We start from the raw sequence: 12,893 nt of genomic DNA on the forward strand, positions 1-12,893 counted from the left end.
TCGCTGACGTGTCGTACGTAGGCCCGGAATTCGATCCTCCCCAGCCCCGCCGCCCCCGCCGCGGCCCCCTGACCGTCGCGGTCGCCGCGCTCGTGCCCGGCGCTCTGCTGGGCTGGCTCGTGTACGAGGCGGTGGGCGGAACGGGAGGCGGGGGCGGCGCGGACCGGGCGGGCGCGCGGACGTCGGCGTCCACGTCGGCGCCGGCGCCGGCGGCGCCGAGCGCTCCCGCTTCCGCCACCGGCGACGGCAAGCAGCCGGGCTCCCCGGCGACGCCCGCCTCCCCCGCCCCCTCGGCACCCGCGGCCTCCGGCGCCCTCAAGGGCAAGGTCGTCGTCATCGACCCCGGCCACAACCCCGGCAACTTCCGGCACACGGCCGAGATCAACCGCCAGGTGGACATCGGCACGAACCGCAAGGAGTGCGACACCACGGGCACGTCCACCAACGCGGGTTACACCGAGGCCCAGTTCACGCTGGACGTCTCCCACCGGCTGAAGGCCCTTCTCGAGAAGCAGGGCGCCACGGTGCGGCTGACCCACGACAACGGCTCCCCGGCCTGGGGCCCTTGTGTGAACGAGCGGGCCGAGATCGGCGACCGGGCCCGCGCCGACGCCGCGATCTCCATCCACGCGGACGGCTCCGCCCCCGGCAACCGCGGCTTCCACGTCATCCTCCCCGGCTTCGTGCACGCGGGCGCCGCGGACACCCGCAAGATCGTCGGCCCCTCCGCCGACCTGGGCGAGCACATCGCGGGCGACTTCGTGCACGCGACCGGCAGCGCACCCTCCAACTACGTCGGCGACGGCACCGGTCTCGTCACGCGTAAGGACCTTGGCGGTCTCAATCTGTCAACAGTTCCCAAGGTCTTCATCGAGTGCGGCAACATGCGCGATAGCAAGGACGCGGCGCTGCTCACCAGTGGCGCCTGGCGGCAGAAGGCGGCGCAAGGGATCTCTGAGGGAATCGTGAGTTTCCTGCGCGCTTCGTGACAGGCGGGCTGATCCCGGCGGACACCCTGGCCGGGGGGACGATAGTGTCTACCGACGACGAGACGACCTACGAAGGAACTGAAGTGAATATCCGCTCCCTCACTCGAGGCGACGGCGTGGTGATCGGAGCAGCGGTGTTGCTGTTCATCGCGTCGTTTCTCGACATCTACTCGGTCGATGGGGCACCTGACAGTGCCAACCTCCCCAACTCGTGGGAGAGCGGCCCCGTCCTGATGGGAGTCGTCCTCGCCGGCATCTTCGGCGCCGCACTCGTCGTCGTCTCCCACGGCCTGCCGCAGGTGCCCAAGGTGGCCGGCCTCGAACTCGGCCAGTTCGGGACGGCGTTCACGGTCTTCGCCGCGTGGTGCGCGCTCGGCAACATCTTCGACCCGCTCGGCGGCATGAACAACGGCGGTGCCGCCACGGACAGCGTCGGCGCCGGTTCCGGTCTGATCCTCGCTCTCGTCGCGACCCTGGTCATGGCGGCGGCCGCCGTCGCCACTCCGCTCGTCCCCGCGCTCAAGGCCGGCCTCGTCCCCGCCCCCAAGCCCCAGGCCCCCCAGCCCTACGGCGCCCAGCCGCAGGGCGGTTACGGCTACCCGGGTGCCCAGCCGCCGCAGTACGGCGGACAGCCGCAGCCGGGGCAGCCCTACGGGGCCCAGCCGCAGGCCGGGGCGGCGCAGGCGGGGCAGCCGCAGGCGCCCGCCGGGGACTTCTCGCCGTTCTGGTTCGCGGTGCCTGTGCCGCGGCCGCTGTTCGCGGAGGACGGGTCGCCGACGCCGATCGCCGAACTGGCGCCCGGCACCTGGTACCTGGCCGTCGAGCAGCGCGGTCCGGGCCTGGTCGCGCAGACCCAGGACGGCCGTCGCGGCGTGCTGCAGGACACGTCGGGGATCCAGCGCGGCTGACCCGCGCCGGGCCCCCGCGCGGCCCCTCGCCCTTCCGGGCGGGGGGCCGTTGCCGTACAGTCGCAGCCCACAGCCCGGCAACTGACGGTTCGTCAGGAGGCGTCGATGCGACTCGGTCTCGCCCTCGGCTACTGGGGCCGCGGCCCCTCCGCGGACCACGTGCCGCTCGCCCAGGAGGCCGAGCGGCTCGGGTACGACTCGGTGTGGACCGCCGAGTCGTGGGGGTCGGACGCCTTCACGCCCCTCACCTGGATCGCGGCACGGACGTCGACGATCAGGCTGGGTACGGCGGTCGCGCAGATGGCGGCCCGGTCGCCGACGGCCACCGCGATGCACGCGCTCACCCTCGACCATCTCTCCGGCGGCCGGATGATGCTGGGGCTGGGGCTGTCGGGGCCGCAGGTGGTGGAGGGATGGTACGGGCGGCCGTTCCCCTCGTCACCGCTGACCGCCACGCGTGAGTACGTCGACGTCGTACGGCAGGTGCTGCGACGGCAGGCACCGGTCGAGCTGGACGGGCGGTACCACTCGCATCCGTACCGGGGCGAGGACGGCACGGGGCTGGGGAAAGCGCTCAGGTCCATCACCCACCCCCTGCGTCCCGCCCTTCCCGTCCTGCTCGGAGCGGAGGGGCCGAAGAACGTCGAGCAGACGACCCGTATCGCCGACGGCTGGCTGCCGCTGTACTGGTCGCCGACGCGTCCGGAGGTCTACGGACCGGCCGTCGGGCGGCTGCGCCCCGGTTTCACCGTCGCCCCCCTGGTCCGCGTCCAGGTCTGCGACGACGTCGCCGAGGGCCTGCTGCCGGTCAAGACCATGCTCGGCTTCTACATCGGCGGCATGGGCCACACCTCCCGCAACTTCCACGCCGACCTGATGGCACGCATGGGGTACGAGGGGCAGGCGCGGCGCATTCAGCGGCTGTTCCTGGAGGGGCGGCGCGAGGAGGCCGTGCTCGCCGTCCCGGACGCCTTCGCGGACGAGATCTCCCTGGTCGGCCCGCGCGAACGGATCGCGGAGCGGCTGGAGTCGTGGCGCAAGGGACCGGTCACGGACCTGCTCGCGCTCTCCCCGGACCGGGAGTCGCTGCGGGTACTGGCGGAACTCGTCCCCTGAGCGGGGCCCGGGACGATCGGCCGGCGGATCCGTACGCGTGTTTCAACCGTCCGGTCGTACGCGTGTTTCAACCACCCGGGTTTCGCCCGCGTTTCGGCGGCAACCCGTCAGGTATGTCCCCTCGATATCGCAACGGTGCGAACCAAGCCGGAACGGTCATCGCTGTCGTCGCCGACATCATGGCCCTCATCCTGGGTCTGTGGATCCTGATGTACCTGCTGGACGCGAACCGCGCGAACGAGTTCGTGCAGTTCATCCACAACGCGGCCCTGTGGCTGGCGGGCTGGTCGCACGACCTGTTCACCTTCGACGCGGCATGGGCCCGGGTGGTCGCCGGCTACGGTCTCGCAGCGGTCGTCTACCTGTTCGTGGGCCACGCCATCGCCAACCGCGTCCACCGTCACTGAGGCCGCGGAAGGCCTCTCCGCCGCCGGGGGCTCAGCAGCAGTCCGGGTCGAGCCCCCGCGGCAGTCCCTCTCCCGCGAAGACCGCGCAGGTCGCCTCGTGGCCCCCGAGGGCCGCGACGGCGAGGAGGACCGAGCCTGCGGTCCACGTGGTCAGCTCCCGGGGCCAGACGGCCTCGTCCTCGAAGACGTAGCCCGTCCAGTACAGGCCGGTGCCGGCATCGCGCAGGTGCCGGATGGACTTCAGGATGTCCAGCGCGCGGTCGGACTCGCCCATCGCCCAGAGCGTGAGGGCGAGTTCGGCCGACTCCCCGCCGGTGACCCAGGGGTTGGGCACGACGCACCGCACGCCGAGGCCGGGCACGACGAAGCGCTCCCAGCCCTCCTCGATACGGGACTTGGCCTCCGCGTCCGTCAGCGCGCCCCCCAGGACCGGGTAGTACCAGTCCATCGAGTAGCGGTCCTTGTCCAGGAACCGCTCGGGGTGGCGGCGGATCGCGTGCCGCAGGGCGCCGACGGCCAGTTCCCAGTCGGGCTGCGGCTCCTCCCGCTGGTCGGCGATGGCGAGCGCGCAGCGCAGCGCGTGGTGGATGGAGGACGAGCCGGTCAGCAGCGCGTCACGCGTGAAGCCGCCGTCGTCCTCGCCCTTCCAGCCGATCTGCCCGCCGGGCTGCTGGAGCCCGAGCACGTACTCGATCGCCGCGTGCACCGGCGGCCACATGCGGTCGAGGAAGGTGTCGTCGCCGGTCGACAGGTAGTGGTGCCACACGCCCACCGCGATGTAGGCGACGAAGTTCGTCTCCCGGCCGCGGTCGGTGACGTCGGCGAAGTCCCCGTCGGCGTAGGCCGCGTACCAGGAGCCGTCGTCGTTCTGGTGCCGGGCGAGCCATGCGTAGGCCCGCTCGGCGGCGTCGTGCTCGCCCGCGGCGTCGAGTGCCATGGCGGCCTCGGTGTGGTCCCAGGGGTCCAGGTGGTGTCCCCGGAACCAGGGGATCGCGCCGTCCTCCCGCTGCGCGGCGAGGATGCCCCGCACGGTGGCGGCGGCCTGCCCGGCGGTGAGGACCCCGGGCAGGACCAGGTGTTCTGTCCGGGGAGTGGTCACCGGGCGTCCACCGCCGGCAGGTGCGGCTTGGTCGCGTAGGCCACGAAGCTCTTGCCGATCAGCGGGTTCAGCGCCTGCTCGGCGATCCGGGTGGCCAGCGGCTTCTTCATGATGTCCCAGACCAGCAGCTTGTGGTACGCCTTCACCGGCAACGCCTGGTCGTTGTCGACGCCGAACGCGCACTTCAGCCACCAGTACGGCGAGTGCAGCGCGTGCGCGTGGTGCGTGCCGTACGGCTTCAGGCCCGCCTCCCGCATCCTGGCGAGCAGTTCGTCCGCCTTGTAGATGCGGATGTGGCCGCCCTCGACCTCATGGTAGGCGTCGGACAGCGCCCAGCAGACCTTCTCGGGGCCGTGGCGCGGGACGGTGACGGCGATCCGGCCGCCGGGCTTCAACACCCGTACCATCTCGGCGAGTACGCCCTTGTCGTCCGGGATGTGCTCCATCACCTCGGAGATGATGACGACGTCGAAGGACTCGTCGGGGAAGGGCAGCGCGAGGGCGTCGCCCTCCATCGCCGTGGCGCTCGCGCCCTCGGGCGCCTCGCCGGCCTCCTTCATCGCCGCGAACCACTTGGCGACCTCGCGGATCTCCTCGGCGCTGCGGTCCAGGGCCACGACCCGCGCGCCGCGCCGGTAGCACTCGAACGCGTGCCGGCCGGCCCCGCAGCCGAGGTCCAGGACACGGTCGCCCGGGGCGAGCGGGAACCGGGAGAAGTCGACGGTCAGCACGTGGCCCTGCTTTCGGGGTTGGATACGGCTAGTTCTGGTACGGGCGCCGCCGCGCCGGCCGCGGTGCTCCGCGGGGCCGCGGGGCGGCCGGAGGGCCTGCGCGGGGAGCGGGCCATGGCCTCGCGGTAGTGGGCCACCGTGCCCTCGGCGGCGCGGGCCCAGGTGAAGCGGGCCAGCACCCGCTCCCGTCCCGCCCGGCCGAGCCGCGCCCGCAGTTCCGCGTTCCCCAGCAGCCTGCTCAGGCCGGAGGCCAGCGCCCCCGCGTCCCCGGGCGGCACCGCGAGGCACGTCTCGCCGTCGGGCCCGGCGACCTCCGGGATCGCGCCGCCGGTCGTCGCGAGGAGCGGCGTCCCGGTGGCCATCGCCTCGGCCGCCGGAAGGGAGAAGCCCTCGTACAGGGACGGGACGCACGCCACCTCGGCGGAGCGAACCAGGTCGACCAGTTCGGCGTCCGAGATGCCCTTGACGAACTCGACGGCGCCCTCCAGGCCGTAGCGCTCGATCGCCCGCGCGACCGGGCCCTCGGCGGGACGCCTGCCGACGACGACGAGGTGCGCCCGGGCGTGCTCGGTGCGGACCTTCGCCAGCGCCTCGACGAGGAACACCAGCCCCTTCAGCGGTACGTCCGCGCTGGACGTCGTCACGATCCGGCCCGGCACGACGGGCACGGACGGATCGGGTGAGAACAGGTCGGTGTCCGCGCCGATGTGCACCACGTGGATACGGTCCTCGCGGACGCCCAGGTGATCGACGATCTCGGCGCGTGAGGTGCCCGAGACGGTGAGGACGGAGGGCAGGCGGCGCGCGACGCGCTTCTGCATGCGGGTGAAGGCGTACCAGCGCCGCTTGGACAGCCGCTGCCACCGGCCGACGGCCGCGTCCAGCTCCAACCGGCGGTCGACGGTGATGGGGTGGTGGACGGTGGTGACCAGCGGCGCGCCGACGTCGCCCAACAGGCCGTAGCCGAGGGTCTGGTTGTCGTGCACGACGTCGAACTCGCCGCGCCGGGCGCGCAGATGGCGGCGGGCGCGCAGCGAGAAGGTCAGCGGTTCGGGGAAGCCACCGGTCCACATCGTGGCGACTTCGAGGGCGTCGATCCAGTCGCGGTACTCGTCCCGCCTCGGGGTGCGGAAGGGGTCGGGCGAGCGGTAGAGGTCGAGACTGGGCAGCTCGGTGAGGGTGAGGCCGCCCGCGTGGTCCCCGGCCTCGTCGAGGACGGGGTAGGGCTGCGAGCCGATGACCTCGACGCGGTGGCCGAGGCGGGCCAGCTCGCGCGAGAGGTGGCGGACGTAGACGCCCTGGCCGCCGCAGAACGGGTTCCCTTTATAGGTGAGGAGTGCGATGTGGAGCGGTCGCTCGCCGTCGGCGGCGGGGTCCTCCCGGGGCCCCGCCAGACTGGCCTCAGCGGTCACTCTGGGCCCCCTTCTGCATGCACTGTCCCGCGAGGTTACGCCGGGACGCTAATCTAGAACAAGTTTCAGACTTGATCGTCCAGGAGGCTCTGAATCTACCGGCAGGTAGGGGCGCTGTGAGCGGTGGGTCGGGTGATTCGCGCCACGGCGGACACCCTGTCATGCTCGGTGCGATCACCAGCCCTCACCGACTGTCACGGAACGGGATCCATGCCTGCGCAAGCCAAGGAGGCCAAGGTGGAAGCCAGTACCTCGCGGCAGGCCTCCCCGCCCCTCACCGAGCGGCAGGAGGCGCGTCGCCGGCGCATCCTGCACGCGAGCGCGCAACTGGCCAGCCGGGGCGGCTTCGACGCGGTGCAGATGCGCGAGGTCGCGGAGTCCTCGCAGGTCGCCCTGGGCACGCTGTACCGGTACTTCCCGTCCAAGATCCATCTGCTGGTCGCCACGATGCAGGACCAGCTGGAGCACATGCACGGCACGCTGCGCAAGAAGCCGCCGACGGGTGACACCGCGGCCGAGCGCGTCGCGGAGACCCTGATGCGGGCCTTCCGCGCGCTGCAGCGCGAGCCGCACCTGGCCGACGCGATGGTCCGCGCGCTCACCTTCGCCGACCGCAGCGTCTCGCCGGAGGTGGACCAGGTCTCCCGCCAGACCACGGTGATCATCCTGGACGCGATGGGCCTGGAGAACCCCGGCCCCGAGCAGCTCTCCGCGGTCCGCGTGATCGAGCACACCTGGCACTCGGCCCTGATCACCTGGCTCTCGGGGCGCGCCTCCATCGCCCAGGTCAAGATCGACATCGAGACGGTGTGCCGCCTGATCGACCTGACGGACCCCGCGGCGCAGGGGTGAGGCACCGCTGAAACCGCCTGGCGCGGCCCGCCGGCCGGACCGGACAATGCCTCCATGTCGATCATCCACCGCACCACCGTGCGGCCCACCAAGCTCGAGCTCCTGCGGACGTGGCTGCCGGCCCGTCCCTGGTACCACGGCTCCGCCGAGCCGGACCTGGCGAAGGCCGGCGGGTTCCGGCTGGACGATCCCGAGGGGGAGGTCGGGATCGAGTTCATGGTCGTCGGGGAGGCGGCCTCGGGGGCGTACCTGGTGCCGCTGACGTACCGCGGCGCCCCGCTCGAGGGCGCCGGGCACGCGCTCGTCGGCACCATGGAGCACGGTGTGCTCGGTCCGCGCTGGGTCTACGACGGCTGCCACGACCCCGTGCTGACCGCGCAGTTGACGGCCCTCGTCGAGGGCCGCGTCCAAGCGCAGGCGCAGAGCGTCAGCGACACCCCCGACCGGGAGGTCGGCCGCTGCTACACCGGCGAAGGGCCGATCGGCGCGCTCGGCGCGCCCGAGGACACCACGGAGAGCACCGGGTTCGCCGTGGCGGGCGGCCTGGCCCTGCGCGTGCACCGCGTGCTGACGCCGGCCGCGGCCGACGCACCCCCTCAGGACACCGTCGGCCATGTCACCGGCGCCTGGGAACAGCCGGACGGCACCCGCACCAGGGGCCTGTTCGCCACCCTCCGCGCCGCCTGAGCGACCGGACGGGTCCCCCGCGGTTCGGCACCGCGCCCTGAAGAGACACGGCGAACGGCACGACCGGCCACGGCGGCGCGGGGGCGACGGGCGACGGCGGGCACCGCGAGCTGCGGGCAGCGGCGGCAGCGGGCTGCGGCGGGCAGCGGCGGCAGCGGGCTGCGGGCAGCGGGTAGGTAGGCCGCGAGCTGCGGGCAGCGGCAGGCAGGCCACGAGCAGCAGGCCGCAGACGGCAGACGGCAGACGGCAGACGACGGCCCGCAGACGGCAGCCGACGGGCGCCGGGCAGGCCGCGCACGGCGGGCAGCGGCAGGCAGGCCACGAGCGGCGGGTGACGACGGGCGGCGGCAGGCGAGGGTAGGCAGGCGGCGGGCAGGCCGCGAGCAGCGGGCGACGACAGGCGGCGGGCGGCGGGCAGCCGACGGCAGGCAGTCGGCGGCAAGGCAGGCCGCAGACGGCGGCAGGCGGCGACGGCAGGCAGGCCGCGAGCAGCAGGCCGCAGACGGCAGGCGACGGCCCGCAGACGGCTGCAGTAAGCGGCGGACAGCAGCCGGCGGCCGGCAGGCGACGGACGGCAGGCGGCGGACGGCAGCCGACGGGCGGCAGCCGACGGGCGGCAGGTCGCACGCGGCGGCGCTCCCCCCGGAGGGCTCGGCTCAGTCCTCGGGTGGGAACACCGGTTCCCCGCTGCCCAGCAGGGTGATCGCGATGGCCTCGACCGGGCAGTTCTCCGCCGCGTCCAGGATGCGTTCGTTGGCGTTGGTCTCCGCCTCCACGGGGTGGGACTGCATGGCGGAGTCGAGGCGGAAGGCGCCCTCGGCGCGGTGGGTGCACTGCGCCGAGCCGATGCAGAGGGAGCGGTCGACCTCGACGCGCCAGCGGTCGCCCGCCCCGACGCCCGAATACGCTCGCGCGGAAGGTGCCTCCACCGTTCACCCCTCCCAGCCGGCCGGCAGGTGGATCATCTTGTGTTCGAGGTACTCGCCGTAGCCCTCGGGGCCGAACTCCCGCCCCAGGCCGGAGTCCTTGTAGCCGCCGAAGGGTCCGAGCATGTCCAGGCTGAAGGTGTTCACCGAGTAGGTGCCGGTACGGACCTGCCGCGCCACGTCGATGCCGTGGGCGACGTCGGCCGTCCACACGCTGCCGCTCAGCCCGTAGTCGGAGTCGTTCGCGATCTTCACGGCGTCGGACTCGTCGCCATAGGGCAGCAGGCAGATGACGGGGCCGAAGATCTCCTCCCGGGCGATCCGCATCGAGTTGTCGACGTCGCCGAAGAGCGTCGGCTCGACGTACCAGCCGCGGTCCAGGCCCGGCGGGCGGCCGCCCCCGGTGAGGATCTTGGCGCCCTCCTCCTGGCCGATGCGGATGTAGTCGAGGTTGCGCTGCTGCTGCCGCCGGGCGACGAGCGGGCCGACCTGGGTCGCCGCGTCCAGCGGGTCCCCGACCACGAGCGCGCCCGCGGCGGCGGCGAAGGCGTCGGCGAACTCGTCGTAGCGGGTGCGCGGGACGAGGATGCGGGTCTGGGCCACGCACGCCTGCCCGTTGTTCATCCAGGCGGCCGGGACGACCCCCGCGACGGTGGTCTCCACGTCCGCGTCCGGCAGCACGACCGCCGCCGACTTTCCGCCCAGCTCCAGTGTCACGCGCGTGAGATGGCGGGAGGCGACCTCCATCACGCGCTTGCCCGCCGGCACCGAACCGGTGAAGGAGACCTTGTCGACGTCCGGGTGCCCGACCAGGTACTCGCTCACCTCGCGGTCGGCGGGCAGGACGGACAGCACGCCCTCCGGCAGCCCGGCCTCCCGGGCGATCTCCGCGAGGATGTACGCGTCCAGCGGCGACTCCGGCGACGGCTTGAGGATCACCGCGCAGCCGGCCAGCAGCGCGGGCGCGAGCTTGGCGGCGGCCACGAACTGCGGGACGTTCCACGGCACCACGGCCGCGACCACCCCGACCGGTTCGCGGCGCACCAGGATCCTGCCCAGCACGCCGTCGCGGGTCTCCTCGTAGGTGAAGTCCCGCGCGACCGTGATCGCGGCGTCCCACACCATCATCGCGCCGAGCGCCTGCGCGAGGACGCTCCAGGAGTACGGCGAGCCGTTCTCGGAGGAGATCACGCGGGCGATCTCCTCGTGCCGCACGGCGATCGCGTCCTTGATCCGGGTGACGACCTCGATCCGCTCCCGCAGCGGCAGCCGCGGCCAGGGCCCCTCGTCGAAGGCGCGGCGCGCGGCCCGGACCGCCCGGTCCACGTCCGCGGCCGAGGCGTGCGGCACCCGCCCGATGACCTCCTCGGTGTGCGGCGAGATCACCTCGATGACGTCCTCGCCGAGGGGGTCGGTCAACTCCCCGCCGATGAACAGCTGTCCGTGTTCCACGAGCTCGGTCATGGCCGAATGCCTCCCCGGAGCTGACTCTGACGGTGCATCAGATACCGGAACTGATACCAGTTCCCCTCGGAGGAGTCCACAGGGCGGCGAAAGGTGACCCAGGCTCCCATTGGAACTGGTTCTAGTTATAGTGACGGGAACGCGGCGACAGGGGAACCCATGGCACAGGTCACCGACCACGGCGGAGGCGTACGGTCCGTCCGGGTACCCATCCCGGACAACCCCCTCGGGCACACGCTCGTGTACGTCGTCGACACCGACCGCGGCCCGGTCCTGGTCGACACCGGATGGGACGACCCGGCCTCCTGGGAGACCCTCGCGGACGGAATGGCCGCCTGCGGCACGTCCGTCGGCGAGATCCACGGCGTGGTGATCACCCACCACCACCCCGACCACCACGGCCTGTCCGGCAGGGTCCGCGAGGCGTCCGGCGCCTGGATCGCCATGCACGCCGCGGACACCGCGATCGTGCGGCGCACCCGCGGCACCCGGCCCGGCCGCTGGTTCTCCTACATGGCCGCAAAGCTCACCGCCGCCGGCGCCCCCGAGGAGCACGTCGCGCCCCTGCGCGACGCCGCCCCCCGCACCACCCTTCCGGGCTTCTCCCCCGCCCTGCCCGACCGCGAGATCGTCCCCGGCGAACTCCTCGACCTCCCGGGCAGGCGCCTGCGCGCGATCTGGACGCCGGGCCACACCCCCGGCCACGTCTGCCTGCACCTGGAGGAGGAGCATCCGGCTCGACTGCCCGGCCACGGACGGCTGTTCTCCGGCGACCACCTGCTTCCCGGGATCACCCCCCACATCGGCCTCTACGAGGACCCCGACGACGACGGGGGCGCCCCCGTGCGAGCGAAGCCGAGCGTGGGTAACGTCACCGACCCCCTCGGCGACTACCTCGACTCCCTCGAACGCGTCGGCCGGCTCGCCCCCTCGGAGGTGCTCCCCGCCCACCAGCACGTCTTCTCCGACGCGGCGGCCCGGGTACGGGAGTTGCTCGCACACCACGAGGACCGGCTCACCGGCCTGCACGCCCTGCTGGCCGAACCGCTCACCCCCTGGCAGCTGGCCGAGCGCATGGAGTGGAACCGGCCCTGGAGCCAGATCCCGTACGGATCGCGGAACATCGCGGTCTCGGAGGCCGAGGCACACCTGCGGCGCCTGGTGAAGCTGGGCCGGGCGGAAGCGGTGGCGGGGAGCGATCCGGTGGCGTACGCGGCGGTGTGATCCACTCGCCGCACGGGAGCGCGCACTGATACCCCATGACCATGGACCCTTTGCACCGGCTTCTCGCCGAACGCGCCTGCGAACACCTGATCCTCGACTTCGTCCACCGCCTCGACCTGGGCGAACCCGCCTCGGTTGCCGAGCTGTTCACCGTGGACGGGGTGTGGGAGTGGCCGCCGCCGGGTGACGGGCGCCGGTCCGTGGGACGGGCGGCGCTGCGGGAGTACTTCGGCGCGCGGCCCGCTGACCGGCTCTCGCGCCGGATCATGTCCAACATCCGGGTCACGGTGACGTCCGAGGACACCGCCGAGGCCACCTCCTGCTTCACGACGTACCGCGTCGACGGCTGGTCGGGCGGCATGGTGCCGGCCGGCCCGCCGACCCAGGTGGGCCACTACGAGGACGTCCTGCGCCGCGTCGACGGCCGGTGGCTGCTCGCCTCCCGGACCCTGCGCCTGCCCTTCGGCGGCCCCACCCCGCGCGAGGGGCGCGGCGTCCTCGACGCCGTCCGCACCGACCGCGCCCCCTTCATCCCCTTCCCCGACGGCACCCTGCCGCCGCTGTCCCAGGGCGTGCGCAGCGGCCCGTTGCTGTTCACCTCCGGACAGGGCCCGCTGGACCCGGCGACCGGCGACATGCCGGCCGGCTTCACCGCGCAGGCGCGGCAGGTGCTCGCCAACGTCGAGGCCGTCGTCGCGGCGGCGGGCGGGGACCGCCGCTCGATCGCCCGCTGCACCTGCTATCTGGCCGACCGGTCCGCTTTCGGTGACTTCAACCGCGTCTACGCGGACTTCTTCGCGGACTGCACACCGCTTCCGGCGCGGACGACGGTGGTGGTGCGGCCGGTGCGCGAGGGGGTGCTGGTGGAGGTGGACGCCGTGGCCGTGCTGGGGTGACGGGGCCCACCCCCGGCCGCCGCCGGGGCCGTTCCTACGGCCCGGTACAGTAGCCGGGTCGTCATCACACCCGTACGGGGGGAAGCCGGTGCAATTCCGGCGCTGACCCGCAACCGTGAACCGTCCGCCGAGGGCGGTCAGCCGGACTGCCCCGTACGGTCGTGACCGGCTCACGTGTGCCG

General features: G+C 73.1%; 13 protein-coding genes, 1 pseudogene and 1 riboswitch. Of the genes and pseudogenes, 9 read left to right on the plus strand and 5 right to left on the minus strand.

Annotation, left to right across the window (positions count from 1 at the left end; all coding sequences use genetic code 11):
• The first annotated feature begins 8 nt into the window (after positions 1-8).
• The 4 genes from ACJ9NR_RS12345 (at position 9) to ACJ9NR_RS12360 (ending at position 3,420) form a co-directional block, all read left to right on the plus strand.
• Positions 9-989, plus strand: a complete 981-nt coding sequence (locus ACJ9NR_RS12345; protein ID WP_412487586.1) for an N-acetylmuramoyl-L-alanine amidase — start codon at positions 9-11, stop codon at positions 987-989.
• Positions 990-1,072: 83 nt separating this feature from the next.
• Positions 1,073-1,897 (plus strand): hypothetical protein, encoded by an 825-nt coding sequence (locus ACJ9NR_RS12350; RefSeq protein ID WP_412487587.1) that lies wholly within the window; start codon positions 1,073-1,075, stop codon positions 1,895-1,897.
• Between the two features lie 105 nt (positions 1,898-2,002).
• Positions 2,003-3,013, plus strand: coding sequence for an LLM class F420-dependent oxidoreductase (locus ACJ9NR_RS12355; RefSeq protein ID WP_412487588.1), 1,011 nt, complete (start codon positions 2,003-2,005; stop codon positions 3,011-3,013).
• 113 nt (positions 3,014-3,126) lie between these two features.
• A complete protein-coding gene (locus ACJ9NR_RS12360) occupies positions 3,127-3,420 on the plus strand; it encodes a hypothetical protein (protein ID WP_384249100.1) in 294 nt (97 codons plus the stop codon).
• A 31-nt stretch (positions 3,421-3,451) separates the two neighbouring features.
• On the opposite strand, the gene ACJ9NR_RS12365 is transcribed toward ACJ9NR_RS12360, so the two are convergent.
• The 3 genes from ACJ9NR_RS12365 to ACJ9NR_RS12375 are packed head-to-tail and all read right to left on the minus strand — an operon-like array spanning position 3,452 to position 6,662.
• Positions 3,452-4,519, minus strand: coding sequence for a prenyltransferase/squalene oxidase repeat-containing protein (locus ACJ9NR_RS12365; RefSeq protein WP_412487589.1), 1,068 nt, complete (start codon positions 4,517-4,519; stop codon positions 3,452-3,454).
• Complete coding sequence (locus ACJ9NR_RS12370; protein WP_412487590.1) at positions 4,516-5,250, minus strand: class I SAM-dependent methyltransferase; 735 nt, start codon at positions 5,248-5,250, stop codon at positions 4,516-4,518. Before ACJ9NR_RS12370 ends, ACJ9NR_RS12365 begins: the two co-directional genes overlap by 4 nt.
• Positions 5,244-6,662, minus strand: coding sequence for a glycosyltransferase family 4 protein (locus ACJ9NR_RS12375; protein WP_412487591.1), 1,419 nt, complete (start codon positions 6,660-6,662; stop codon positions 5,244-5,246). The genes ACJ9NR_RS12370 and ACJ9NR_RS12375 overlap by 7 nt, the downstream gene beginning before the upstream one ends.
• A gap of 210 nt (positions 6,663-6,872) precedes the next feature.
• On the opposite strand from ACJ9NR_RS12375, the gene ACJ9NR_RS12380 reads away from it, so the two are divergent.
• Entirely contained in the window at positions 6,873-7,514 is a 642-nt protein-coding gene (locus ACJ9NR_RS12380) for a TetR family transcriptional regulator (RefSeq protein ID WP_412487592.1), read from the plus strand.
• A gap of 54 nt (positions 7,515-7,568) precedes the next feature.
• Positions 7,569-8,201, plus strand: coding sequence for a maltokinase N-terminal cap-like domain-containing protein (locus tag ACJ9NR_RS12385; protein ID WP_412487593.1), 633 nt, complete (start codon positions 7,569-7,571; stop codon positions 8,199-8,201).
• A gap of 656 nt (positions 8,202-8,857) precedes the next feature.
• Here ACJ9NR_RS12385 and ACJ9NR_RS12390 read toward each other — a convergent pair.
• On the minus strand, positions 8,858-9,130 hold the full coding sequence (locus ACJ9NR_RS12390) for a ferredoxin (protein ID WP_412487594.1): 273 nt from the start codon (positions 9,128-9,130) through the stop codon (positions 8,858-8,860).
• Positions 9,131-9,133: 3 nt separating this feature from the next.
• Entirely contained in the window at positions 9,134-10,591 is a 1,458-nt protein-coding gene (locus ACJ9NR_RS12395) for an aldehyde dehydrogenase (RefSeq protein WP_412487595.1), read from the minus strand.
• A 159-nt stretch (positions 10,592-10,750) separates the two neighbouring features.
• Between ACJ9NR_RS12395 and ACJ9NR_RS12400 the strand changes: the two genes are divergently transcribed.
• From ACJ9NR_RS12400 to ACJ9NR_RS12410, 3 genes and pseudogenes are all read left to right on the plus strand, one after another.
• Positions 10,751-11,815 carry a Strvi_7410 family MBL fold metallo-hydrolase gene (locus ACJ9NR_RS12400; protein ID WP_412487596.1) on the plus strand — a complete coding sequence of 355 codons (1,065 nt, stop codon included), beginning with the start codon at positions 10,751-10,753 and terminating at the stop codon, positions 11,813-11,815.
• A gap of 41 nt (positions 11,816-11,856) precedes the next feature.
• Positions 11,857-12,303: pseudogene (locus tag ACJ9NR_RS12405) on the plus strand (nuclear transport factor 2 family protein); the annotation flags it as partial.
• A 72-nt stretch (positions 12,304-12,375) separates the two neighbouring features.
• A complete protein-coding gene (locus ACJ9NR_RS12410; protein ID WP_412488815.1) occupies positions 12,376-12,711 on the plus strand; it encodes a RidA family protein in 336 nt (111 codons plus the stop codon).
• Positions 12,712-12,741: 30 nt separating this feature from the next.
• Positions 12,742-12,871, plus strand: a riboswitch (cobalamin riboswitch).
• Positions 12,872-12,893: the final 22 nt, after the last annotated feature.

The organism is Streptomyces sediminimaris, from assembly GCF_047049295.1.
GTDB lineage: Bacteria > Actinomycetota > Actinomycetes > Streptomycetales > Streptomycetaceae > Streptomyces > Streptomyces sediminimaris.

What these genes read in the sequence shown, in the direction of transcription:
- ACJ9NR_RS12355 (WP_412487588.1), top strand. Translation starts at nt 2,003, where the DNA reads ATGCGACTCGGTCTCGCCCTCGGCTACTGGGGCCGCGGCCCCTCCGCG.
- ACJ9NR_RS12360 (WP_384249100.1), top strand. Translation starts at nt 3,127, where the DNA reads ATGTCCCCTCGATATCGCAACGGTGCGAACCAAGCCGGAACGGTCATC.
- ACJ9NR_RS12380 (WP_412487592.1), top strand. Translation starts at nt 6,873, where the DNA reads ATGCCTGCGCAAGCCAAGGAGGCCAAGGTGGAAGCCAGTACCTCGCGG.
- ACJ9NR_RS12385 (WP_412487593.1), top strand. Translation starts at nt 7,569, where the DNA reads ATGTCGATCATCCACCGCACCACCGTGCGGCCCACCAAGCTCGAGCTC.
- ACJ9NR_RS12395 (WP_412487595.1), bottom strand. Translation starts at nt 10,591, where the DNA reads ATGACCGAGCTCGTGGAACACGGACAGCTGTTCATCGGCGGGGAGTTG.
- ACJ9NR_RS12400 (WP_412487596.1), top strand. Translation starts at nt 10,751, where the DNA reads ATGGCACAGGTCACCGACCACGGCGGAGGCGTACGGTCCGTCCGGGTA.